Source organism: Cupriavidus necator A5-1, from assembly GCF_000744095.1.
Lineage (GTDB): Bacteria > Pseudomonadota > Gammaproteobacteria > Burkholderiales > Burkholderiaceae > Cupriavidus > Cupriavidus necator_A.
The window spans coordinates 2,824,050-2,847,674 of the sequence record NZ_JQLI01000001.1; the positions used below are offsets into that span (position 1 = coordinate 2,824,050).

General features: G+C 65.3%; 26 protein-coding genes and 1 pseudogene. 16 read left to right on the forward strand and 11 right to left on the reverse strand.

Going from position 1 to position 23,625, the window contains the following annotated elements:
- Positions 1-144 precede the first annotated feature (144 nt).
- The gene (locus K307_RS12535) at positions 145-1,059 is read left to right on the forward strand and encodes a LysR family transcriptional regulator (RefSeq protein WP_042878589.1); all 915 of its coding nucleotides are present in this window, start codon (positions 145-147) and stop codon (positions 1,057-1,059) included.
- Between the two features lie 23 nt (positions 1,060-1,082).
- Here K307_RS12535 and K307_RS50610 read toward each other — a convergent pair whose 3' ends face one another.
- The 5 genes from K307_RS50610 to K307_RS12560 form a co-directional block, all read right to left on the reverse strand.
- Positions 1,083-1,955 (reverse strand): NAD(P)-dependent oxidoreductase, encoded by an 873-nt coding sequence (locus tag K307_RS50610; RefSeq protein ID WP_042878590.1) that lies wholly within the window; start codon positions 1,953-1,955, stop codon positions 1,083-1,085.
- 362 nt (positions 1,956-2,317) lie between these two features.
- On the reverse strand, positions 2,318-2,500 hold the full coding sequence (locus tag K307_RS12545; RefSeq protein ID WP_042878592.1) for a hypothetical protein: 183 nt from the start codon (positions 2,498-2,500) through the stop codon (positions 2,318-2,320).
- Between the two features lie 11 nt (positions 2,501-2,511).
- Positions 2,512-3,513, reverse strand: a complete 1,002-nt coding sequence (locus tag K307_RS12550; protein ID WP_051974839.1) for a Bug family tripartite tricarboxylate transporter substrate binding protein — start codon at positions 3,511-3,513, stop codon at positions 2,512-2,514.
- 44 nt (positions 3,514-3,557) lie between these two features.
- Positions 3,558-3,959, reverse strand: coding sequence for a tautomerase family protein (locus K307_RS12555; protein WP_042878594.1), 402 nt, complete (start codon positions 3,957-3,959; stop codon positions 3,558-3,560).
- A gap of 30 nt (positions 3,960-3,989) precedes the next feature.
- A complete protein-coding gene (locus K307_RS12560) occupies positions 3,990-4,904 on the reverse strand; it encodes an alpha/beta hydrolase (protein ID WP_042878599.1) in 915 nt (304 codons plus the stop codon).
- 84 nt (positions 4,905-4,988) lie between these two features.
- Between K307_RS12560 and K307_RS12565 the strand changes: the two genes are divergently transcribed.
- From K307_RS12565 to K307_RS12595, 8 genes and pseudogenes are all read left to right on the forward strand, one after another.
- The gene (locus K307_RS12565; protein WP_051974840.1) at positions 4,989-5,759 is read left to right on the forward strand and encodes an alpha/beta fold hydrolase; all 771 of its coding nucleotides are present in this window, start codon (positions 4,989-4,991) and stop codon (positions 5,757-5,759) included.
- A gap of 103 nt (positions 5,760-5,862) precedes the next feature.
- On the forward strand, positions 5,863-6,333 hold the full coding sequence (locus K307_RS12570) for a MarR family winged helix-turn-helix transcriptional regulator (protein ID WP_042878601.1): 471 nt from the start codon (positions 5,863-5,865) through the stop codon (positions 6,331-6,333).
- A 126-nt stretch (positions 6,334-6,459) separates the two neighbouring features.
- A complete protein-coding gene (locus K307_RS12575) occupies positions 6,460-6,888 on the forward strand; it encodes a nuclear transport factor 2 family protein (protein ID WP_042878603.1) in 429 nt (142 codons plus the stop codon).
- A gap of 77 nt (positions 6,889-6,965) precedes the next feature.
- Positions 6,966-7,700, forward strand: coding sequence for a flavin reductase family protein (locus K307_RS12580; RefSeq protein ID WP_042878604.1), 735 nt, complete (start codon positions 6,966-6,968; stop codon positions 7,698-7,700).
- Between the two features lie 347 nt (positions 7,701-8,047).
- The gene (locus tag K307_RS12585) at positions 8,048-8,581 is read left to right on the forward strand and encodes a hypothetical protein (protein ID WP_042878607.1); all 534 of its coding nucleotides are present in this window, start codon (positions 8,048-8,050) and stop codon (positions 8,579-8,581) included.
- 43 nt (positions 8,582-8,624) lie between these two features.
- Positions 8,625-9,383, forward strand: a complete 759-nt coding sequence (gene tolA / locus K307_RS12590; protein ID WP_042878609.1) for a cell envelope integrity protein TolA — start codon at positions 8,625-8,627, stop codon at positions 9,381-9,383.
- A gap of 34 nt (positions 9,384-9,417) precedes the next feature.
- Positions 9,418-9,594, forward strand: a pseudogene (locus K307_RS49405) (aminotransferase class V-fold PLP-dependent enzyme); the annotation flags it as partial.
- A gap of 66 nt (positions 9,595-9,660) precedes the next feature.
- Positions 9,661-10,431, forward strand: a complete 771-nt coding sequence (locus tag K307_RS12595) for a ferredoxin--NADP reductase (RefSeq protein WP_042878611.1) — start codon at positions 9,661-9,663, stop codon at positions 10,429-10,431.
- A 47-nt stretch (positions 10,432-10,478) separates the two neighbouring features.
- Here K307_RS12595 and K307_RS12600 read toward each other — a convergent pair whose 3' ends face one another.
- From K307_RS12600 to K307_RS12610, 3 genes are all read right to left on the reverse strand, one after another.
- Positions 10,479-10,832, reverse strand: coding sequence for a DOPA 4,5-dioxygenase family protein (locus tag K307_RS12600; RefSeq protein ID WP_042878612.1), 354 nt, complete (start codon positions 10,830-10,832; stop codon positions 10,479-10,481).
- Between the two features lie 106 nt (positions 10,833-10,938).
- The gene (locus K307_RS12605; protein ID WP_042878613.1) at positions 10,939-11,265 is read right to left on the reverse strand and encodes a hypothetical protein; all 327 of its coding nucleotides are present in this window, start codon (positions 11,263-11,265) and stop codon (positions 10,939-10,941) included.
- Positions 11,266-11,424: 159 nt separating this feature from the next.
- Positions 11,425-12,291 carry a FadR/GntR family transcriptional regulator gene (locus tag K307_RS12610; RefSeq protein ID WP_051974841.1) on the reverse strand — a complete coding sequence of 289 codons (867 nt, stop codon included), beginning with the start codon at positions 12,289-12,291 and terminating at the stop codon, positions 11,425-11,427.
- Positions 12,292-12,674: 383 nt separating this feature from the next.
- Between K307_RS12610 and K307_RS12615 the strand changes: the two genes are divergently transcribed.
- From K307_RS12615 to K307_RS12645, 7 genes are all read left to right on the forward strand, one after another.
- Positions 12,675-13,877 carry an ABC transporter substrate-binding protein gene (locus tag K307_RS12615; protein ID WP_042878614.1) on the forward strand — a complete coding sequence of 401 codons (1,203 nt, stop codon included), beginning with the start codon at positions 12,675-12,677 and terminating at the stop codon, positions 13,875-13,877.
- Between the two features lie 105 nt (positions 13,878-13,982).
- Positions 13,983-14,840 (forward strand): branched-chain amino acid ABC transporter permease, encoded by an 858-nt coding sequence (locus tag K307_RS12620; RefSeq protein ID WP_042878616.1) that lies wholly within the window; start codon positions 13,983-13,985, stop codon positions 14,838-14,840.
- Positions 14,840-15,835 carry a branched-chain amino acid ABC transporter permease gene (locus tag K307_RS12625; RefSeq protein ID WP_042878617.1) on the forward strand — a complete coding sequence of 332 codons (996 nt, stop codon included), beginning with the start codon at positions 14,840-14,842 and terminating at the stop codon, positions 15,833-15,835. The genes K307_RS12620 and K307_RS12625 overlap by 1 nt, the downstream gene beginning before the upstream one ends.
- Positions 15,832-16,599, forward strand: coding sequence for an ABC transporter ATP-binding protein (locus K307_RS12630; RefSeq protein ID WP_042878619.1), 768 nt, complete (start codon positions 15,832-15,834; stop codon positions 16,597-16,599). The genes K307_RS12625 and K307_RS12630 overlap by 4 nt, the downstream gene beginning before the upstream one ends.
- A complete protein-coding gene (locus K307_RS12635; protein WP_042878621.1) occupies positions 16,596-17,312 on the forward strand; it encodes an ABC transporter ATP-binding protein in 717 nt (238 codons plus the stop codon). Before K307_RS12630 ends, K307_RS12635 begins: the two co-directional genes overlap by 4 nt.
- Before the next feature lie 48 nt (positions 17,313-17,360).
- Positions 17,361-18,644 carry a Zn-dependent hydrolase gene (locus tag K307_RS12640; protein ID WP_155301135.1) on the forward strand — a complete coding sequence of 428 codons (1,284 nt, stop codon included), beginning with the start codon at positions 17,361-17,363 and terminating at the stop codon, positions 18,642-18,644.
- A gap of 50 nt (positions 18,645-18,694) precedes the next feature.
- On the forward strand, positions 18,695-20,176 hold the full coding sequence (locus tag K307_RS12645; protein ID WP_042878623.1) for a M81 family metallopeptidase: 1,482 nt from the start codon (positions 18,695-18,697) through the stop codon (positions 20,174-20,176).
- Between the two features lie 83 nt (positions 20,177-20,259).
- On the opposite strand, the gene fba is transcribed toward K307_RS12645, so the two are convergent.
- The 3 genes from fba to gap are packed head-to-tail and all read right to left on the reverse strand — an operon-like array spanning position 20,260 to position 23,597.
- A complete protein-coding gene (gene fba, locus K307_RS12650; RefSeq protein ID WP_042878624.1) occupies positions 20,260-21,297 on the reverse strand; it encodes a class II fructose-bisphosphate aldolase in 1,038 nt (345 codons plus the stop codon).
- 41 nt (positions 21,298-21,338) lie between these two features.
- The gene (locus tag K307_RS12655) at positions 21,339-22,577 is read right to left on the reverse strand and encodes a phosphoglycerate kinase (RefSeq protein WP_051974842.1); all 1,239 of its coding nucleotides are present in this window, start codon (positions 22,575-22,577) and stop codon (positions 21,339-21,341) included.
- Between the two features lie 9 nt (positions 22,578-22,586).
- Positions 22,587-23,597, reverse strand: coding sequence for a type I glyceraldehyde-3-phosphate dehydrogenase (gene gap / locus K307_RS12660; protein ID WP_042878625.1), 1,011 nt, complete (start codon positions 23,595-23,597; stop codon positions 22,587-22,589).
- Positions 23,598-23,625 lie beyond the last annotated feature (28 nt).

Consider the following 23,625-nt stretch of genomic DNA (forward strand, 5'->3'; position numbering starts at 1 on the left):
CCAGCCGTCACCAGATGCAAACGTTTGCGGACAGCATGGGAGCCAGTCTATACTGGCCAAAAATGGAAAAAAACGACGTATCAGGAAATCTTTCTTCCACTTGCCGGGAGAATCTGGCGAGCGGAGAAGGCGCGGAGACAAGGCATGGACCGCTGGACCGAAATTGAGCTGTTTGTACAAACCGCCGAACTCGGCAGCATTACCAAGGCTGCCGAAAGCCTGGAGATCTCGAACGCCGCGGCAAGCCGGTACCTGAGTTCGCTGGAGCAAAGGCTGTCCGCGCGGCTGGTCGAGCGCAATACGCGCCGGCTCTTCCTAACCCAGGTGGGCGAGGAGTTCTTCAAGCGCTGCAAGGGGGTGCTGGCGGAGATGAAAGAGGCCGAGGCCGACGTCAGCGCCACGGTGCTGGAGCCCAGCGGCACGCTCACCATCACGGCCTCGGTGTCCTTCGCGATGAAGCACCTGGCGCCGCTGATGCCGGAGTTCACCGCGCTATACCCGAAGCTGAACGTCAATATCCTGACCGCCAACCGCTACTACGACATCATGGACAGCGGCATCGACCTGGCCATCCGCACGCGCGAGTTCGAACCCGACTCCAACCTGACCGTGCGCCGCCTGGCGGAAACCCGGCGGATCCTGGCGGCCTCGCCGCGCTATCTGGACCGCAAGGGGACGCCGCGCAGCGTGGAAGACCTGGTCAACCATGAGATGATGATCTACGCCTACGCCAACCGCCCCAACGAACTGGCGTTCACCCGGGGCGACGAACAACGCGTGGTGACCGTGCCGAGCAAGATGGAGTCCAACGAGGGCCAAGTGCTGCGTGCGGCCGCGCTGGAAGGCATGGGCATCCTGGTGCAGCCGAAGTACATTATCTACGACGACATCGTGGCGGGGCGGCTGATCCCGGTGCTCGACGACTGGGACCTGCCCAGGCTGACCGTCAATATCGCCTTCCAGACCAGGAACCACCTGCCGGCACGGGTGCGGCTGTTTATCGAGTTCCTGGTCAGCCATTTCCAGCGCATGGACTACGAGCGCAAGTGGACCTCGTAGGCCAGCGCTGGCACGGGGCATGCCTAGCCCGGCTGCAGTCCGGCGGCCAGTCCTGCCGACTTGATCACGGCGGCATAGTCGTCGCCCGCCATGCCCTGTGCGGCAGCGCCCTGCAGCATCTGGCCCAGCAACGCGGTCAGTCCCATCGGCACGCGTAGTTGCGCGCCGGCGTCCAGGATCAGGCCGACATCCTTGAGCATCTGGTCCACCGTGAAGGTAGGCGTGTAGTCATGCACGGCCAGTTGCGCGGACTTTGCCTTGACGATCGGCGAGGCCACCGCGCTGGCGGTGATCACCTCCCACATCGCCGCCCAGTCCAGGCCGCCCTTCTTGCCCAGCGTCAGCGCTTCGGCCAGCATGCCGCTGGTCAGGCCGATCAGGAGGTTGACGACCAGCTTCATCAGGCGCGCCTCCTCGGCCTCGCCGAGATAGAACTGCGCCGGGCCCAGCGCGGCCAGCAGCGGCGTGACGCGCTCGTAGGCGGCAGCCGGCCCCGACACCAGGGCGGTCAGTCTGGCCGCCTCGGCCATGTGGTTGTTGCCCGATACGGTGACGCGCAGGTAGCCGATATCGCGCGCAGCCAGCAGCGGGGCTGCGGCGGCCGATGTTTGCGGAGAGATCGTGCTGGTGTCGATGTAGAGCGCACCCGCCCTGGCGGCGGCAGCGACCTGGGCGGAAACGGCCGTGAACGCGGCATCGTTTGGCATGGAACTGAACACCACCTCTGCCTCGGCCACCGCTTCAGCAAGCGACGGCGCGGCGGACAGGCCGGCTTGCCGCGCTGCCGCCACCCGGTCTGGCGCTACGTCGAATACCAGGACCTCATGGCCAGCCGCGGCAAGATGCCGTGCCATCGGCAAGCCAATCTTGCCGGTTCCGATAAAGCCAATCTTCATGCTCTTGCTCCTGTTTCGCGTTTTTCACCGTGGATTCCGCGTGGAAGGCCTCATGCCGGTCGCGTGCCTTCGTAGGCAGCCTGCAGCAGGGCCCTGATTGCTTCGCGCTCGATCGGCCGGGGGCATGCTCTCCTTCGCGTCGCGGGATACGGGTGTGCGAAAGCGTAGTGATCCGCGCGCCGGAAGGAAATAGCGCGTCCGGAAAACACTCTTCATCCGTACGGAAGAATCGCGGTAGTGTGAAGGAGTGCGCGCATGCCCCAGGTTCAGGCAGCAACGTCGATCGCGCTCATCGGGCAGTGTGAGCGAGCCGGCGTGGCAGGCGGCTGGCCTGGCGCATCGCGCCCGGCCGCGTCAGGTCGCTACGGTAACAGCATCCATACCAGCACCAGCACCGCGCAGGTCATTGTCACGAGAGAGCCCATGCGCAGCCCGGCATGGTAGTGCGGCTGCTGGCTTCTCTCGATCCACACCACGCTGTGGTCCGGCCAGGGCACCGGCACTAAGTCGTGATCCGGGCATGCGCCATCGCCGAGGTACGTCATGACTGCGCCCCTTATTGCGGCTTCAGCTTGATCGACGCAACGACGCGCGCATTGCGTTGCCGTTCGGCCTGGTAGAAGGCTTCCGCCGCGGTGAGCGTCATCGGCACCATGGGCTGGTTGCCCGTGTCCCGCGACCACTGCTGATATGCGGCGCTGTTAACGATGGCGGAAATCTGCTGATGCAGCATCGCCACGATCGGCTCAGGCGTTTCCTTGCGCACGAAGATCCCGGGCCAGACCTTGTAGTCGAAGTTCTTAAGCAGCTTGCTTTCGCCGGCCGCCGGCACATCCGGCAGGCTTGCATTGCGCTGGCGCGTGGCCATCGCCACCGCCTTGAGCTTGCCGCTGCGGATCATCTCGAGCGTGCTGCCAGCCAGCGGCAGGAAGGCGAAATCCAGCTGGTGGGCCAGCAGGTCCTGGATGATGGGCGCGCCGCCCTTATAGGGAACATCAAGCGAGGCAATACCCGTCTGGACGCGTAGGTCGGCCGCCGCCAGGTGCGGGGTGGTGCCCATCCCCCAGTTCCCGAAGGAGAATTCCTTCGCACCGGGGCGCTTTGCCATGGCGACCAGTTCGTCGATCCCCTTGGGCGCACGGTCCATCGCGGTGACGAGGACAAAGTCCGAGAAGATCAGCGGATGCACCAGCCGGAGGTCCTCCGGACGATACTTGGCGGACGACAGCGCAAGCGGATTGAGGATGGCGTCGTTGCCGGTAAGCGCCAGCAGCGTGTAGCCATCCGCCGGGCCCTTGAAGTAGGCCATCGTCGCGACCGAGCCGCCCGCGCCGGGCAGGTTCTCTACCACGACCGCCTGGCCGATGGCGCGCTGCAGCGGCGCCGCCAGCTGTCGCGTGGCGACATCCGCCCCGCCGCCGGCGGAGTAAGCCACCTTGATCGAGATCGGACGCGAAGGAAAATTCTCGGCGCTGGCGGGGCCCGCCACCGTGCCCAGCACGGCAGCGGCCTGCACAGCGCACAGGCAGGCGAGCGCCCGCGGGAATCGTGCATGCATGGTTGTCTCCTGTTTATATGGGCTTCTGTGGTTGTCGCCGGCCTTCACCACTGCGGCGGTTTGTCCGCCAGCTGGGCGATGCCGCGGCCGAAGGAGAAGTTCTCGTTCGGGACCGGGACCAATGCGATAAAGATGTCGTCCGGCGAGATGCCGGCGGCGTCCTTGAGCTGCCGGCAGATTTCCGCCATCAGCGCCTGCTTGTCACTGGCCGGGCGGTGCGCGCCGACAAGGACCGTGATGATCATCGCGCCGGCTGACCGCTCCATGCCCATGAAGGTGGGATCGATAAACAATTCGTCGTCGCCGTGCTCGCTGAGCACGATGAAGCGATCGCCGTGCGGGATGTCCAGTGCGACCACCAGCGAGCGGTTCAGTGCGTTGCCGATCGCGATCTTCTGCTCGCGCGAGTAGCGGCCTTTGGGGATATGTGCGTGGAATACAGGCATTGGATCTCTCCGGTTGGTGAAGCTTTGGGGTCAGCCCTGCGGGCTCGGTACGCCGCTGAGGTGCTGCTGGAACCAGTTGACAGCGGCAACGCTGGCTACCGCGAATTGCTCGCTGTATGCAGCGAAGTGGCCGCCCGGGATCATCACGAGCCGCTTCGGCTTGGCAGCGCGCGCAAAGGCATCGACTTCCAGGTCAGTCATCGTGATGTCGTCGTCGCTGGCAACGATCATCAGCAACGGCGTCGGGGCGATCTTGCTGATCCATTCGCCTGGCTCGTAGGTGCGCGCGGCGCGGGTCGAGCAAAGCGTGACAGCGTTGATCCAGGCGGCGCCGCCGAGGTCCTGGGTATAGAAGGCGATGGAGTCGGCGGAGCGATAAGCCGCCGGTGTAGTGGCATCCGCGCTGGCTACGGCCTGCATCCGGGGCGGTGCGCCACCCTCCTGTGCGCGCTGGTCGGCAGCGAACATCTCTAACAACGCGGGCAAGGCCTCGGGACGCACCCGGCGCCGGCCTTGTTCGGAGCCGCTGATGGTTGGCACCTGCGAGACCACGCATTTCACCCGCCGGTCGGTCGCGGCCAGGATCAGGGCATGGCCACCGCTGTAGCTGCTGCCCCAGATGCCAAGCAGATCGGGATCCACCTCCGGACGCGCGGCAAGGTAGCTCAGCGCAACGCGCCAGTCGGCAACCTGCACCATCGGGTCGATGTCGTGCCTGGGCGCTCCATCACTCGCGCCGAAGTTGCGGTGGTCATGCACGAGCACAACGAAGCCGGCCTGCGCAAAGGCTCGCGCAAATGGCTCCAGTCCGTGCTCCTTGACCGCGGCAAAGCCATGACACATCGAGATCGCGGGGCGCTTCCCCGGCGCGGCAGGCGTGAACAGCCAGCCGCGCAACGTAATCCCATCCCCGGCCTGGAACTCGACATCGCTCCTGGTCACCATCGGAACCTCCTTTACATTACGAGCATATACTCATAATATGGCAGCACGATACTTCGTACAAGTAATTCTTTCAGGAGGCGAATCATGTCCGTGTCGCAGGCCACAGCACTCCCCCAACGCGTGCCGGATTCCCTGGTGCTGATTCACGGATTCCTCGACAGCCACGTGGGCTGGGAACCGCTGATCGGGCAATGGCAACCGAAAGTGGCGGCCATCGTCGCGCCGAACCTGCGTGGTGCGGGCGCACTACGCGATGCAAAAGGCCCCTACTCCCTTGAGCAAGCGGTCGCAGATGTGGTCCAGCTGATTCGTGAGCACGATCTCAAGGCCGTGGCGTTGGTTGGCCACAGCATGGGCGCGCAGATCGCCGAACTCGTGGCAGCGCGCCTGCCTGAGCGCACCGCAGCCCTGGTGCTCGTCACCCCGACACCGCTGGCTGGCAATACGTTGCCGGACGAAGTCCGCGCGTTGTTGCGGGACTGCGGAGGCGATGCGCAGGCCCAGCGTGCGATCCGGAACATGTTCTCGCGCCGGCTACCGCAGCATCAGCTCGAGCGGTTGGTGGATCCCGCGACCATCATGGGAAAAGCCGCCGTACAGGGCTACTACGACGCCTTCACAGGCGGCCACCCAAGCGGCAATGCGCCCTGCACCTTCAGCGGTCCAATGCTCGTGATCGCCGCGAAGGAAGATCCCGTCATTCCGGTCGAGATGGTGGCGCAGGCGCACGAAGCGCGCTTTCCCGGCGCCAGGTTCGCGCTGATCGAAGACTCCGGTCACTGGCCGCAGATGGAGCAGCCCGGGCAAACCGCAGGCGTCATGGCTTCGTTCCTTGGCCTGCCAGCCCGCGCTTGACCCCTAGCACGCGCGCAGGCTGCGTCGCCTTGCATATACGCGCATATTCTCGTATGATAAAAAATTGACAGATTCAATATGCGATTCACTACGCGATACGCCCATGACAGTCTCCAGCAAGGCAATGGACGAGTTTGATGGCCGGTGCAATTGCCTGGCAGCGCGTCAGGCGGCCCGCTACCTCACCGCGGTGTATGACAAGGCACTACAGCCGGTGAACCTGCGCGCGACGCAGTTTTCCATTCTTCACAAGCTCGCGAATCACGGTCCGCTCACCATCGGCGAGCTGGCTGCCGAGATGGCAATGGATCGCACCACCCTCGCCACGAACCTGAAGCCACTCGAACGCGACGGCCTGGTCAGCATGGCGCCCGGTGTCGACCGGCGCGCCAAGAATACCTCGGTCACCAGGGCGGGCATGGCGCGCTATCGCCAGGCATTCCCCCTGTGGTCGGCGGTCCAGAGCGAATTCGAAACTGCCTATGGGGAACGCAAGGCCGCCAATTTGCGCGAGGCCATGCGTGCGGTCCTCACGACGGGGTTCGAGCCCTGGGCGGAGGCCGGCGTGGCCTGATGACTGCGTAATCCAGGCGTGCCCGTGACGCGGTCCCCGCGTGACGAGACCGCCCTTTTTTTAACCGTTATACGAGCATATGCTCTTATAGTACTTCACCACGCAATGTCGAAACAGGAGACAGACATGACGAACCCCCAGATCATCGAGGCCTGCAGGAAAGCGCTGACCGGCTTTGAGAAGAACGACAAGACCGACCTGCTCAATGTACTCGCCGACGATGTCGTGTTCGAGTTCTCGGACTCGCTGCCATACGGCGGCACCTACAACGGCAAGGCTGAGTTCCAGGCCTTCTGGAAGCACGTGTACCAGGAGTACGAGTACTTCAACTACGATGCACGGGCCATTCTCGAGGCCGAAGACTATGTCATCGTTCCCGTGATCGCGCGGGCGAAGACCAAGCGTGGTTTTTCGATGGAGAACGAGCACCTGTTCCTGTTTCGGGTCAGGGACGGAAAGATCGTCTACGGACGCATCTATGCCGATACCGCGCGCGGACGCGATGTGCTCGAAGGGCGCGAACCGAGGCGCTTTCCCAAGCTCCAGCTTTCCTGATCCGCGCCGTACCGACGGCATGCTTCCGACACCGCGGGCGCCGGCGCACGCAGCCTGGCGCCGCCTGGAGACACTTAATGGAAATCGATCCGACCACGCTAGATACCGACGCCTTGTACAAGATTCTGATCGGCAGCGTGGTACCGCGCCCGATCGGCTGGGCCTCGACCGTCTCAACCACTGGCGTGGCCAACCTTGCCCCGTTCTCATTCTTCACGGTCGTATCCCGCAATCCGCCCATGGTCAGCCTGACCATCCAGCCTCGCTCGGACCGCGTGCGACTGAAGGACACGTTGATCAACGCACGCGAAACCGGCGAGTTCGTCATCAATATCGTCTCGCTGCCTCAGGTGAACCAGATGCACCTGTCATCGGTCGAGCATGATCCGGAGACAGATGAATTCGACGTCGCCGGCCTGGCCAAGGCACCGTGCATTACCGTGCGCCCGCCACGCGTTGCCGAGGCACCGGTGTCGATGGAGTGCAAGGTCGACCGGATCCTGCCAATGGGCGAGGCAGGCGATCATCTCGTCATCGGCCGCGTTACCCGGTTCCATATCCGAGATGCGCTCTGGCTGGAACGTGGGCGCGTGGATACGGCCGGATTGCAGCCCATCGGCCGCCTGGCCGCCGAGTACACGCTGAGCAACAGTGTCTTCAGCTGCCCCGTCCCGGAGGACTTCCTCACGGCCCGGTCGGACCAGCGGATGCACCGCCTGGATGGCAAGGCGGCAAGCTGGTCGCCGCTGGACGAGAAAAGCTGGTCGGCAGCGGGTAACGCCACCGTCGGGATGCCTGCGCGGCCGACGTGAAGACGGATGCCGTCGCGCCGGCATGCCCGGCTGCGCGACGACTTTTCCGACCCGGCGATTCGGAGGGATCGAAACGGGCGCCACGGCCCCAACTGCTTTAGGCGCGCTTGGGCGCGACAGCATTGTCGCGCGCGGCCCACGGCCAGTTGCTTCATCAGCGCAGCCTACCGCACTGACCATTTACCAAAAGTACTGTTTACGTCTCTTTTAGCTGCAGCGCTACGGATCTCGCCAGAACAAACACGCGCGCCAATTCCTCCTACCTTGGTTCATGCGGTTGCACCCCATAAAATGAAGTTGCGCCTTGGAAAGCGGCTTTGGTTTCTGCCGCATCAAAGGAGGATGTCATGGAACTTCATATGCAATCGCATCGCTACGCGCACCGGTGGCCCGACTGGCGCGCGGCGGCGCTGGCTGGCATCGTCGCCGGGGTGGTATTCCTCGTTCTTGATCTGCTCGCGGCCATGTTGATGGGGGTCAGTGTCTGGAAACCGCTGACCATGATCGCCGCCATCATGCTGGGGCCTGACGTGCTGGCGCAAGCCGCCACCTTCCAGATGAGCGTGCTGGTCGCAGCCGTGGTGGTCCACTTCGTTCTCTCCGTCGTGTTCGCGCTGATCCTGGCAACGATCATGGCGCCGTTCCGTTTCGATTCGAGCGTCGGGATGGCGTCGCTGGTGGGAGCGGTTTTCGGCCTCGTCTTGTACCTGGTCAATTTCCACGGAATGACCGCGGCCTTCCCTTGGTTTGCTGAAGCGCGAGGCTGGGTGACCGCCATTGCCCACATCGTGTTCGGCCTGGTCGCGGCCGACTCGTACCTGAAACTGGAGCGGCACGTAGACGAGCCGGCCGGCGGCGCTGGCGTCTCGACCGGTGCATAGGCAAAAGAAGCCCGGAAACGAGCAGCGACAAGACGCGCGATCCATGCAGAACGTCGCCTATCCCTATCAGCCCGTGCGTGAACGGGGCACCTTGACGTGCTTCCTGCTCGCCCTGCTCATGCACCTGCTGCTGGGTGTCCTGCTCTATTACGGCGTGCGTTGGCGCAGCGCAGCGCCGGAGGGTGTCACGGCCGAACTGTGGGACGCCATCCCGGAAACGGCAATGACAGAGCCGCCAACCACGCCGGTGCCGAGCGTGAAGCCGGTCGAAGAGGAAGAGGCCGACATCTCGCTGCAGGAGAAACAGCGCAAGGCCGAGCGTGCCGCGCGCGAGGAAGCCCAAGCGCAGCGCGAGAGCCGGGCCCGCGCAGAGGCTGACCGTAAGGAGGCACAACGCAAGGCGGCGGAAGCGCAGCGCCAGGCCAGCACTGCCCAGCGCCATAGCGAACTGGCACGGCTGCAGGCGCAGGCGCAGGCAGGCAGTGCCGGCTCCGGGGCCGGCACCGGCTCCGCCGCGAAGGCTTCGTCCGGGTATGCCGAGCGGGTGCGACAGCGGGTCAAGCCCAACATCATCTTCAACGAAGAAGTCAGCGGCAATCCTGCTGCGGTAGTCGCCGTGCATATGGCGCCGGACGGCTCGGTGCTGTCGACCAGGCTCGCCAAGTCAAGCGGCAATGCGGCCTGGGATAGCGCTGTCCTGCGCGCGGTGTCGCGATCCGACCCGCTGCCGCGCGACGAGAACGGCGTCGCGCCCGCCAACATCCTGATTACCTTCTGGCCTAAGGACCTGGGCGGCTCGTAGTGCTGCCTCCTGTGCCGGGGCCGTCCGTGCTACCGGCCGCGCGCTCAATGACGAAGGCGTTGCCGTACGCTCAGGCTATTACCGCGCCCAGCCCATCCTGCGCCGCTTCGGCGTCGACGCACGGCGCGTCCCTCGCAGGCGTTCTACAATACGGCCGAGGAAGTGGATCATTCTCATCTCGGTGATCCGCCGTCTTGCGGACCGGCGCTGACTGGCGCGGCCTTGTTTTCTGGTTACCACTCTTGCCTACCGGCCTTGCGGCGGGGCGTTTTTCTCCATGAGCAATCTCTACCAACAATCCGTACTCACCGTTCACCACTGGACCGACACGCTGTTCAGCTTCACCTGCACGCGCGACCCGGGCTTTCGCTTCGAGAATGGCCAGTTCGCCATGCTCGGCCTGGAAGTCAATGGCCGCCCGCTGCTCAGGGCCTACAGCATCGCCAGCCCCAACTACGAAGACACCCTGGAATTCTTCAGCATCAAGGTGCCGGGCGGCCCGCTGACCTCGCGCCTGCAGCACCTGCGCGAGGGCGACCAGATCTTCGTGGGCAAGAAGCCGACCGGCACGCTGCTGGTCGACAACCTGCTGCCCGGCAAGACCCTCTGGCTGCTCGCCACCGGCACCGGCCTGGCGCCGTTCCTGTCGATCATCCGCGATCCTGACGTGTATGAGCGCTACGACAAGATCGTGCTCACCCACACCTGCCGTTATGTCGAAGAACTGGCCTATCGCGAACTGCTTTCCCAACATCTGCCGCAGCATGAATACCTGGGCGACCTGGTCCGCGAAAAGCTGGTCTATTTCCCCACCGTCACGCGCGAGGACTTCCACAATCGCGGCCGCATCACCGAACTGATCGAATCGGGCGAACTGTTCGCGCGGATCGATGTGCCCTCGTTCTCCACCGAAAACGACCGCGTCATGCTGTGCGGCAGCCCCGATATGCTCAAGGAAGTCCGGGGCCTGCTGGAGGCGCGCGGCTTCCTCGAAGGCAATATGAGCGAGCCGGGCCACTTCGTACTGGAAAAGGCTTTTGTCGGCTGAGCGGTGCGCGGGCTAGCAGGACTGCGGCTGGGAAGCTGTCGGTCTTGCTACCCGCCCAGCGCTGCCAGGTTCAACGGATGGGAGTGGCCGATCCAGTTGGCGGCATCGCGATGATCGCGCAAGGCGTCACCCGTGTTCGGATGGAGAAATACATCCAGCATGCCGTGGTTCAGCGTCAGCCATTCGACAATGCTGCTGAAGTGTTCGCGGTCGAACGCGAGCTGATACGACCACAGCGGATGGGGACCTACGGGGCGTTCATGGAAACGGCCTATCTGCGCGACGGCACCGAAGCGTACCGCGATGACTTCCCTGAGCGCCCACGCCGCATCGCGGCTTGACGCATCGAAATACACATGCGCGTGCCAGTTTTTGATTGCCGTTGGGTCGAGGCTGGTCATGGTGAGTTTGAGTGTGTGAATGCTGCAATTCTGCCTGCATTCACCCCGGTTGACGGCGGCAAAGTGGAAATCGCCCCGGCGAATTGGGCCGGGGCGGTCAGTCAGGTCAGTGCAGCTGGTGCTTCAGGTCAGAGAGTTCCGAATGCATCGAGGTGATTGCATCCTTCACCTTTGCATCGAGGCCGCCGGCCTGCAGACAAGCGCGCTCTGCGCGATCGCCGATCCGTTCGAGATCATCGACCCACTGGCGGATCCGATCGTCATCCTTGGACGACATGACCCTCGTTGCCGATTTGCATTCCTTATCGAGCTCATCCATCCAGGTCATCAAGTCTGTAGGAATGGTCGCGTCGGCGTGGCAGGTTTTTGAGGCCTCGCTGATGGTTTGCTGCAGATGGGTAAACCGCTTTTGGATTTCACTGGCTTGCAACATGATGCCCCCTTCTTGAACATCAGTTCCAGATGAATTCAGGCAGCAAGTGACAGTGTGTTGCCCGAGCCATCGTCATTCGCCCGCTTCAATCGGTTGCCAGCCACGTTGCTTGCGTCAGAGCGGCACCCGAGCACGCGAAAGACGCTTTTTTAGTGTAGGTCATGATCGCACGCCTGCGCCGATGTGTCCCCCAGGACCCGGGCGGGCCTCGTCTGCCCGCACTAGCCGGCCGCGCCGGGGCATTTCGGAATCGAGCACGAGGCGGCCATGGATGCGGCCATTCATACGTGTCACGTAATGCGTGCACTCGTCCATATGGGCCGACATCAGGGACCGTACCGTCTCCGCATCGCGGTCGCGAGCGGCTGCGACGATGCGTTTGTGGAACACCACGTTGGCCGCGCCAAAGCGCTCGTGCTCGCAGGCAGGCGTGTCGTTGCCGAACACCACCAGCTGGCGGATCATTTCATTGATCAGTTCGCAGCAGAAGCGCAGCATCGGATTGGGATTGGCGGCGGCAAGAATGTCGTGGAAGGTCAGGTCTTCCTGCCGCTGGTCGAGCAGCGGGGTTGCGGCCGCGGCGGATGCCGGGTCGCAGAGATCGATCGTACGCTCCAGTGCCCGGAAGTCATCCTCCGTCAGGTGGAGCACCGCTCCCGCCGCGAGTTCGGGTTCTAGCAGGCGCCGCACGGTGTAGATATCCGCGATCCCTACGTCCTTGAAAAACAGGTAGTTCTGCATCAGCTGGAAGGTGCGGTCCAGCGGCACTTCCACGATGGTGCCGCCGCCGGCCGGTCCGGTGGTGACGCTGATCAGCCCCTGCACCTCGAGTGATTTCAAGGCCTCGCGGATGGTGCTCTTGCTGACTGAGAACATCGCTTGCAGCTTGCCTTCGTGCGGCAGCTTGTCCCCGGGGCGCAGGTTGCGCTGCGTGATCAGTCGCTTGAGTTCCTCCGCCACCAGGTCCGCGCGCTTCTGCTTGCGGATTTCGATGGCGCCACTCGTGCCCTCGCGAAACATCGCCATTGCCTCTTTCCTTGAAATAACTTGCGCACCACATGCATCCCCACCAGGTTGCGGCGTTCTCATTCTAGTGCTCCTGCGTGCTCCGTTTTGACGCGCAACCAACGGGTTCTCCAGCTGAACGCCGTCCACCGAACACCGCCAACACGGGTGCGTAAACCCTGAGATCCCTTTTGTTGACAACGACTTTGGCCCACTCCTAATATGATTCTATTCTATTTATCATGATAAATAGAATAAACAGGTTCGATTCTTGCTCGGGCAAGTCGGCGCCCGGGCGGAAATCACCGAATGCATGTCGGGGAGACGGTGGAGCGCCGGTGACACGGCGGGACCAGGCTTTCGCCCCGCGCAGCCCGATCCCCCCACATACCGAGGAGTGAGCCTTGAATCGTCGTGACCTGTTGAAACTGGCGGCGCTGTCTGCCGTTCCTGCCTCCCTCATCCATGGCCGTAACGTGTTTGCCGCGGGCGAAGCGCTGGAATTCGGCTGCCCGGTGCCGATGTCCGGTGCCTTCGCGGCCAACGGCAAGTTCGCGGACCTGGGCATGAAGCTCGCCATCGAGCAGTACGGCCAGGTGCTGGGCCGGCCGCTGCGGTACAGCGTGCTCGACACCGAGGGCAAGCCCGCCACTGCCGTGCGCAAGGTGCAGGAACTGGCACAGCAGAAGACCGCGCGCTATTTCGCCGGCGGCATCCTGTCGTCCGAGTCGCTTGCCATGGGCAAGGAGGCCGAGAAGTTCGGCGGTGTGTTCGTGACCACCGCCGGCGCCGACGAGATCACCGGCAAGGACTGCAACCGCGCGACGTTCCGCTGGTCGGTGCCGACCTATGGCGCGATCGAGCGGACCGTGCGGCCGCTGATCGAATCGATGCCGAAGGCCAGGCGCTGGTACACCATCACGCCGCAATATGTGTTCGGCGACGGTCTGCTGTCCGCAGCCAAGGCGATCTTCAAGGAAAAGGGCATCGAGCATGTCGGCAACAGCTACCACGCCCTCACCGAAAAAGAGTTCAGCGGCTACCTGACCAACGCGCTGGCGGCCAAACCGGACGTGCTGCTGATCCTGAACTTCGGCTCGCAGTCGTCCGACACGCTGCGCCAGGCCATCAGCTTCGGCATGAAGAAGAACACCACCATCCTGGTGGCGTGGGCTTCGGGGCTGGAGCAGTTTGAATCGCTTGGTGCTGACCTGTGCGAGGGCGTCTATTTCGGGGCGCAGTACTGGCACGGCGTCGATACCCCGCTGAACCGCGAGCTGGTCAAGCGCGCCAACGATAAGTTCAAGGCCAATCCCAACTACAGCCTGGCCGGCTCGTACATCTGCACCAAGATCATGGTCGACGGCATGATCAAGGCCGGCAGCGCCGATCCCAAGGCGGTGGTCGCCGCGCTGGAGGGCATGAAATATGAAGGCCTGACCGGGCCGGAAGAAATCCGCGCCGCCGACCACCAGGTGCTGAAGAACTACTACCTGCTCAAGGGCAAGGCCAAATCGCGCATGAAGGACAAGGACGACTACGCCGAGGTGGTGAGCGTGGGCAAGGCGTTCCTGCCGGTCGACCAGACCCAATGCAAGATGGCCTGACGCTTGCGGGGCGCCTGCCCCGCTGACCGGGCATACCGAAGCACTAGAAGCACCGCGCCGCGCTGCCACGCACGGCACGGCGGCTTCCTTCATTCGCACGACCTCATGAACGTCTATCTGTTGCAGGTGATCAACGGCGTCGGGATCGGCATGCTCTACTTCCTGCTGGCGGTAGGGCTGTCGATCGTGTTCGGCCTCTTGCGCTTCGTCAACTTCGCGCACGGCGCGTTCTATGCGCTGGGCGCTTACCTCTGCTTCCAGGCGCTGCAGTTCGGGCTGAACTTCTGGGTGGCACTGGTCGTCGCGCCGCTCGTGATCGGCGCGCTGGCATGGCTGACCGAGAAGGTCATGCTGCGTTACGTCTACGCGCAGCCGCATGAATTCCACATCCTGGTCACGGTTGGCCTGGCCCTGGCTATCCAGGAACTGATCATCGTCGGCTGGGGACCACTGGGCGTCGACGTGCCGCCGCCGGATGCGTTGCAGGGCGTGGTGATGTGGGGCGACTTCGTCTATCCGAAGTACCGCCTGTTCGTCATCGGCTTCACCGGCCTGCTCGCGCTGGGCCTGTGGTGGCTGCTGGAAGGCACGCGCCTTGGCAGCGCCGTGCGCGCCGGCAGTGAATCCGCCGAGATGGTGTCGCTGCTCGGCATCAATGTGTTCCGCCTGTTCAGCCTGATGTTCGCGCTGGGCGCGGCCACCGCTGCGATCGCCGGCGTGCTGGCGGCACCGATCCGCGGCGCGGAGCCCTTCATGGGCGTGGAGGCGCTGGGCGTGGCGTTCATCGTGGTCGTGGTGGGCGGCATGGGCAGCTTTACCGGCGCGCTGGTGGGCGGCTTGCTCGTCGGTATCGTGCAGAGCCTGATGAGTACGCTGTGGCCGGAAGGCGCGCGGCTGATGATCTATGTCGCCATGGCCGCGGTCCTGCTGCTGCGTCCGCATGGCCTGCTTGGGAGGGGATGATGGCATCGGGCAAACAATGGTTGGTGCGCTACCGCTTCTGGTGGCTCGCGCTGGGCGTCGCGCTGCTTTTGCCGCTGACGATGCGGTCCGGCACGCTCGCGACCGAGGTGCTGATCTATGCGATGGCGGCGATGGCCTGCAACCTGCTGCTGGGGTACACCGGGCTGCTGTCGTTCGGCCAGGGGATCTTCTTCGGGTTGGGCAGCTACGCGGTCGGGCTGGCGCTGACGCGTGCCGACTTGCCGATGCCGGTTGCCCTGCTGCTGGCGATCGTGGTCGGTGCGGCGGCCGCCGCCCTGGTCGGCTGGTTCTCGATACGGCAGCGGGGCACGTACTTCGTGATGCTGACGCTCGCGTTCGCCCAGATGTTCTACTTCCTGGCCTACACCGCGCCGGGGATCACCGGCGGCGACAACGGCCTGCTCGACATCCCGCGTCCGCCGCTGTCGGTTGCCGGCAACGCCCTCCTCTCGCTGGCGTCGCCCTGGCAGTTCTATGGCTTCGTCGCCGTGTTGTTCCTGCTGGTGTTCTTCCTCGTGCTGCGCGTCACGGAATCGGTGCTCGGCCGGACCCTGCTTGCGATCCGCGACAACGAGGAACGCGCGCTTGCGGTGGGCTACAACATCCGGCTGTTCAAGCTGCAGGCCTTCATGATCTCCGGCGCGGTAACCGGCCTGGCCGGCGCGCTGCATGCCATGCTGACCGGCATCGCGCCGCTGACCAATATCGACTACCACGCCAGCGAGATGATCCTGGTCATGACCGTGATCGGCGGCACCAGCAATATCTTCGCCTCGGTGCTCGGTGCGGCCTTCTACGTGCTGCTGGCGGACTGGCTGTCCACGCTCTGGCCGCGCTGGCTGATGCTGCTCGGCTTCCTGCTGATCGCGGTCAGCCTGTTCATGCAGCGCGGGCTGTGGGGGCTGGGTGCCTCGATCTCGGATCGCCTGCACGGCGTGCGCCGCGCCCCCGTGACGCAGGAGGAAAGTGCATGAGCACCCCGATTCTCGAAGCCACCGGCATCGTCAAGCAGTATGGCAAGTTCATGGCGCTGAGCGGGGTCGACCTGCGCGTGATGCCCGGCACGATCCACTCGGTGATCGGCCCGAACGGCGCCGGCAAGACCACGCTGTTCCACATGCTGACCGGCACACGCGCGGTCAGCGCGGGCCGCATCGTGTTCGACGGCAAGGACATCACGAGCGAGACCGACTACCAGCGGGTGCAGCGCGGCATTGCCCGCTCCTTCCAGGTCACCAGCCTCTTCCCCAGCCTTCCCGTGCGGGAAAACCTGCGGCTGGCCGCACTGGGCACGTCGCCGCGCAAGGCGATGAACGGGTGGCGGCTGGCTGCTGGCGACCTGGCTTGCGCCCAGGTCGTCGACCAGGTGCTCGAACGCCTGGAGCTGACCCGCGTCGCCGGCAGTGCGGCGGGCGTGCTCTCGCACGGCCAGCAGCGGCGGCTCGAAGTCGGCATGGCGCTGGCCGCGCGGCCCCGGGCGATCTTTCTGGATGAGCCTACCTCGGGCATGGGCGTCGATGATCTCGGCGCGATGAAGCGGCTGATCCGCGGCCTCGCGCAGGACCACACGGTCGTGCTGATCGAACACAACATGGATATCGTCATGGACATCTCCGACACCATCACTGTGATGCAGCAGGGCAAGGTACTGATGGAAGGCGCGCCCGCCGTCGTGCGCGGCGACCCGCGGGTGCGGGCCGCCTACCTCGGCAACATGATCACCGGGGGCCAGGGATGATGCTCGACGTACAGGAGATCCATGGCTACTACGGCAAGAGCCATGTGCTGCAGGGCGTATCGCTGGCCGTTGGCGAGGGCGAACTGGTGACGCTGCTCGGGCGCAACGGCGCCGGCAAGTCGACCACGCTCAAGGCGATTGCGGGCATCGTCCAGCCGAAGGGACCAAAGGGCGGCGGCCGGGTCGTCTTTCGCGGCAAGCATGTCGCCGGCATGCCGCCGCACCGGATCGCCGCCGAAGGCTTGTGCTTCGTTCCCGAGCACCGCGGCATCTTCAAGCTGCTGACCGTCGAGGAGAACCTCAAGCTGGCCGCGCGCCGCGATTCGCCGTGGCAGCTCGATGATGTGTACCGCATTTTCCCGCGGCTGCGCGAGCGGCGCAGCAATGGCGGCGCGCAGCTTTCCGGCGGCGAACAGCAGATGCTCGCCATCGGGCGCGCCCTGATGAACCACCCTCGCCTGCTGATGCTCGACGAGCCGGTGGAAGGACTGGCCCCGGTGATCGTGGAAGAGATCGTGGCCCAGCTCAAGGTGATCAAGGCGGCGGGCGTGCCGATCCTGCTGGTCGAGCAGAACCTGCAGGTCTGCACGCAACTGGCCGACCGGCACGTGATCATCGAGCAAGGCCGGGTCGTCTACACCGGCAGCAATGACGCATTCCGCGCCGATGAGGCGGTCAAGGACCGATATCTCGGCGTGGGCCTGGCGGCCTGAACCCGATCAAGCTGGCCGGCGCGCCGGCCGACCGACAAGAGAGATGCCATGACTACCATGCCAGCCACCCGCACGCCCCCGGCTTCCGCAGGGACACGGAATGACCTGCGTATCGACGGCGCACGCCTGTGGCACACACTGATGCGCCTGGCCGGGATCGGCGCCACGCCCAGGGGCGGCGTATGCCGACTGGCGCTGACCGACCTCGACCGCCAGGGCCGCGATTTCTTTGTCGCCGAGGCCAGGGCCGCGGGATGCACGATCCGCGTCGATGCGATCGGCAATATCTTTGCGCGCCGTGCGGGGCGTGACCACACGCTGCCGCCGGTCATGACCGGCAGCCATATCGACACCCAGCCCACGGGCGGCAAGTTTGACGGCAACTACGGGGTGCTCGCCGGCATCGAAGTGGTGCGCACGCTGAACGATGCCGGCATCATGACCGACGCGCCGATCGAGGTGGCGGTCTGGACCAACGAAGAAGGCTCACGCTTTGTCCCGGTCATGATGGGCTCCGGCGCCTTCATCGGCGAGTTCGCGCTCGCGGATCTGCTGGCGCAGCGCGACCGCGATGGCGTCTGCGTTGGCGACGCACTGCAGGCCATTGGCTATGCCGGTCCGGAACCGATCGGCGGGCGGCCCCTGGGCGCCTACTTCGAAGCGCATATCGAGCAAGGTCCGGTGCTTGAGGCGAATGACACCACCATCGGCGTGGTGACCGGCGCCCTTGGCCAGCGCTGGTACGACGTGGTGCTGACCGGGATGGAAGCCCATGCCGGGCCGACGCCGATGAGCCTGCGCAAGGATGCGCTGCTCGCCGCAGCGGAGCTGGTCGGTATCGTGAACCGCATCGCGCTGGACCATCCGCCGCACGGCCGCAGCACGGTTGGCTGCCTGAACGTACATCCCGACTCGCGCAACGTCATCCCCGGCAAGGTTTCGATGACGGTCGACCTGCGCGCAGCCGAGAACACCGTGCTGTCCGCCATGGACGCGGCCTTGCATGCCGCGACCGGGGCGCTGGCCGCGCGCAGCGGCATCGCCATCGACGTGCGGCAAGTGGTGTACTTCCCGCCGCAGCACTTTGACGACCGGCTGGTCGCGGCGGTGCGTGGCGGAGCAAGGCGGCTCGGGCTCTCCGAAATGGACGTGATCAGCGGCGCCGGCCATGATGCGGTCTACCTGGCGCGCGTGGCGCCGGCCGCGATGATCTTCGTGCCCTGCAAGGACGGCATCAGCCACAACGAGATCGAGGACGCCAGGCCGGAGCACCTCGAAGCCGGCTGCAATGTGCTGCTGCATGCCATGCTCGATGCGGCGACGCGGCGTTGAGCCGGTAGCAAGCGGACTCCCGCGCATCCCTCACCTGAACGGACCCTGCAATGAAGATCCTGATTGCCCGCCTCAATCACGAAACCAACACCTTCTCCCCGGTGCCGACGCCGCTGGCGTCGTTCGATCTGCACTATGGCCAGGACGCCTATCGCGCCGCCAAGGGCACCCGCACCGCCGCGGCTGCGTTCATCGACCTGGCCAAGGCGGCCGGCGCGGAGATCGTGGTGCCGGTGATTGCGGGCGCCAACCCGAGTGGCCGCGTGGCAGCCGACGCCTACACGCACCTGAGCGACACCATCGTCTCCGCCGCCGCCGGCTGCGACGCCGTGATGCTCGACTTGCATGGCGCGATGGTGGCGGAGAACAGCGATGACGGCGAAGGCGACTTGCTCAGGCGACTGCGGCAGGTGCTGCCGGATGCCCCGGTCGCGGTGGCCTTGGACCTGCACGGAAACATCACCCAGGCGCTGATCGACCATGCCGACATTGCGGTCAGCTTCAAGACCTACCCCCACGTGGACATGTACGAAACCGGGGAGCATGCCGGCAGGCTGCTGCTGGACATGATCGCGGGCCGCACCCGGCCGGTGATGGCGTGGCGGCGTCCGCCGCTGGTCACCCACACCTTGCGCAGCCGTACCGACGAAGGCGCGATGCAGCGCGCCGTAGCTCTGGCGCGCGAGGCGGAGCAGGAAGGGATGCTTGCCGTCTCGGTCCTGGCTGGCTTCGGCCTGGCCGACATTGCGGCGCCCTGCCTGAGCGTGATCGTAGTGGGCGACGGTGACCGGGCCAGGGCCGACGCCGTTGCCGCGCGGATTGCAGCGCTGGCCTGGGCCGAGCGCGATGGCTTCGGCTACCACGCCGAGCCGCTCGACGATTCGATCGCGCGTGCGGCATGGCTTGCCGACGGTCCCGGCGAGGGGCCGGTCCTGCTGCTCGACCATGGCGACAACTGCATGTCCGGCGGCACCTGCGACAACATGGCGGTGCTCCACGAGGCCCTGGCACAGGGGCTGACCGGCATCGCGGTGGGGCCGGTCTGCGATCCGCAGGCGGTTGCGGCGCTGGTGGAAGCCGGCGTGGGCGCCAGCGTCACACTGCCCGTCGGCGACAAGGTACCGCTGCCCCAACTGGATGTGTTCCCGCAGTCCAGGCCGATGACTGGCAAGGTTGCCGCCATCAGCGACGGCGAGTATGTCATCAGCGGCCCGACCTACACGGGGCAGCGCATCCGCATGGGACGCACCGCCTTGCTAGATATCGGGGCGGCGCAGGTCATCGTGACGGAGACACCGCAGGAGCACTGGGACCTTGGCATCTTCACCCATATCGGCATCGATCCGCGCAAGGCGCGCTTCCTGCTGCTGAAATCCCGCATGTACTGCCGCCCGGTTTTCGTTCCGATCGCGAAAGCCGTGGTCGAATGCGATGGCGAAGGGGTCACCAGTTCCCGTTACGAGCGCTTCCCGTTCCGTCACGTCACGCGCCCGGTCTATCCGCTGGATGCCGGCACGGCTTGGGGCAGCTGATCACGGGTATGGGTGCGCATGCCTGAGCAGGCTTGCCGCGGGCAATGACCGGTCAGCCGGCCTGCCCGCGGTCGGCGCGCCAGTCAACGGTAGCGCTCTGCCAGCTTCTCCAGCGCCACCGGCTTGATCCGCGAGGCCTGCCCGGCGCAGCCGAAGGCCTCGAAGCGCAGCTTCACCACGCCCTTCGCGCCCTTCTTGGCCGCCAGCAGTGCCTTGCGCGGATCGAACTCGCTGCGGTCCTCGGACAGCGCCTTGCGGATGGCCCCGGTCATGGCGAGGCGGATATCGGTGTCGATATTCACCTTGCGCACCCCGGTCCTGATGCCGCGCAGGATCTCCTCGACCGGCACGCCGTAGGTCTCCTTGATGTCGCCGCCGTACTGGCGCATGATCTCCAGCCATTCCTGCGGCACCGAGCTGGAGCCGTGCATCACCAGGTGCGTGTCGGGGATCTGCTCGTGGATCTCGCGGATGCGGTCCATCGCCAGGATGTCGCCGGTGGGCTTGCGCGAGAACTTGTAGGCGCCGTGGCTGGTTCCGATGGCAATGGCCAGCGCGTCGACGCCGGTGCGGGCGACGAAGTCGCGCGCCTGTGCCGGGTCGGTCAGCATCATGTCGTGCGACAGCGTGCCCGCCGCACCCACGCCGTCCTCTTCGCCGGCCTGGCCGGTTTCGAGCGAGCCCAGGCAGCCCAGTTCGCCCTCCACCGACACGCCGACCGCATGGGCCATCTCGCACACGCGCCAGGTGACGTCAACGTTGTAGTCGTAGTCGGATGGCGTTTTCATGTCTTCGCGCAGCGAGCCATCCATCATCACGCTGGTGAAGCCGGAGCGGATCGAGGCCTGGCAGACCGCCGGGCTGGAGCCGTGGTCCTGGTGCAGCACGATGGGAAGGTCCGGATGGGTCTCGGCCGCGGCCAGCACCATGTGCCGCAGGTAGGCCTCGCCGGCATACTTGCGGGCCCCGGCCGAGGCCTGCAGGATGACCGGGCTGTCGGTTTCCTCGGCGGCTTCCATGATGGCGTGGATCTGCTCCAGGTTGTTGACGTTGAAAGCCGGCACGCCGTAGCCGAACTCTCCCGCGTGGTCCAGCAGCTGGCGCAATGATATGAGTGCCATGATGAAGCTCCTTTAGTCGATACGGATTCGGTGAGGCAGGTTCAGGTGACGGCTCGTTGCTGTAGCACCGCCAATGCGGGCAGCGTCTTGCCTTCAAGGAACTCCAGGAAAGCGCCGCCGCCGGTCGAGATATAGCCAACGCGGTCCGCAATGCCGTACTTGGAGATGGCAGCCAGCGTGTCGCCGCCACCGGCGATCGAGAATGCCTTCGACTCGGCGATGGCCTCGGCCAGCACCCTGGTGCCGTTGCCGAAGGGGTCGAACTCGAACACGCCCACCGGGCCGTTCCAGACGATGGTGCCGGCGGCCTTGAGCTGCCCGGCCAGTTGCGCGGCGGTCTTGGGGCCGATGTCCAGGATCATGTCGTCGTCGGCCACGTCCTTGACGTCCTTGACGGTGGCCGCGGCGGTGGCGCTGAATTCCTTGGCGCACACCACGTCTACCGGGATCGGCACCGAGGCGCCGCGCTTGGCCATGATGTCGATGATGGCCTTGGCGTCAGCCAACAGATCGGCTTCAGCCAGCGACTTGCCGATCTTCAGGCCGGCAGCCAGCATGAAAGTATTGGCGATGCCGCCGCCGACGATCAGGTGGTCGACCTTGTCGGCCAGCGACTTCAGGATGGTCAGCTTGGTCGAGACCTTGGAGCCGGCCACGATCGCCACCAGCGGACGGGCCGGCTGGCCTAGCGCCTTGCCCAGCGCGTCGATCTCGGCGGCCAGCAGCGGGCCGGCGCAGGCGATCGGGGCGTACCTGGCGATGCCGTGGGTGGTGGCTTCGGCGCGGTGGGCGGTGCCAAAGGCGTCGTTGACGTAGACGTCGCACAGCCTGGCCATCTTCTGCGCCAGCTCGCCGCTGTTGGTCTTCTCGCCCCGGTTCATGCGGCAGTTTTCCAGCAGCACCACCTGCCCGGGCGGGACCTGGAAGCCGCCCTCGGTCCAGCCGGACAGCAGCGGCACCTGGCGGCCGAGCAGCTCGGACAGGCGGCGGCCCACCGGCGCGAGGCTGTGGCGCGGGTCCGGCTCCCCTTCCTGCGGCCGGCCCAGGTGCGAGGTGACCATCACCGCAGCCCCCGCCTGCAGGCAGGCCGCGATGGCGGGCACGGAGGCACGGATGCGGGTATCGTCGGTGATCTGGCCCGCGGCATCCTGCGGGACGTTGAGGTCGGCGCGGATAAAGACCCGCTTGCCGGCCAGCCCGCCTGCGGCGAGCAGCGCTGACAGCGTGTGCGGCGCCGTGGGTTTCGGTGCCGGGACCGGGGCGTGGGATAGGCTCATCATGGCCACCTGCTAGCGGGCATGGGCCAGCGCCACCGCGGTATCCAGCATGCGGTTGGAGAAGCCCCATTCGTTGTCATACCAGGCCGACACCTTGACCAGCGTGCCGCTGACCTTGGTCAGGGTGGCGTCGAAGGTGGACGAGGCCGGGCTGTGGTTGAAGTCCACCGAGACCAGCGGCGCGGTGTTGTAGTCCAGGATGCCATTGAGCTCGCTTTCTGCAGCGCTCTTCAGGATGCCGTTCACTTCCTCCACGGTGGTCGGCCGCGCCGCCACGAAGGACAGGTCCACCAGCGACACATTGATGGTCGGCACGCGCACCGCAAAGCCGTCCAGCCGGCCGTCCAGCTCGGGCAGCACCAGCCCCACCGCGGCCGCGGCGCCGGTCTTGGTGGGGATCATCGACATGGTGGCCGACCGCGCCCGGCGCAGGTCTTCGTGGAAGACGTCGGTCAGCACCTGGTCGTTGGTATAGGCGTGCACCGTGGTCATCAGGCCGTTCACCACGCCCAGCTGTTCATGCAGCGGCTTGACCAGCGGCGCCAGGCAGTTGGTGGTGCACGAGGCGTTGGAGATCACCGTGTCGCTCGCCTTCAGCACGCCGTGGTTCACGCCGTAGACGATAGTCGCGTCCACGTCCTTGCCGCCGGGCGCGGAGATGATCACCTTCTTCGCCCCGGCCTTCAGGTGGGCCGATGCCTTGTCCTTGCTGGTGAAGAGCCCGGTGCACTCCATCACCACATCCACGCCCAGCTCGCCCCACGGCATCTCGGCCGGGTTGCGCTGGGCCAGCACGCGGATCCGGTCGCCGTTGACGCGGAAGGCATCGCCGTCGACCGAGACCTCGCCCGGGAAGCGGCCGTGGACGGTGTCGTACCGGGTCAGGTGGGCATTGGTGCCGGCGTTGCCGAGGTCGTTGATGGCGACGATCTCCAGATCGTGCCGCTTGCCGCCTTCATAGTGGGCGCGCAGCACATTGCGGCCGATGCGCCCGTAGCCGTTGATGGCAACCTTGATGGTCATGATGTCTCCTTGTGCTTGTCTTGGTATC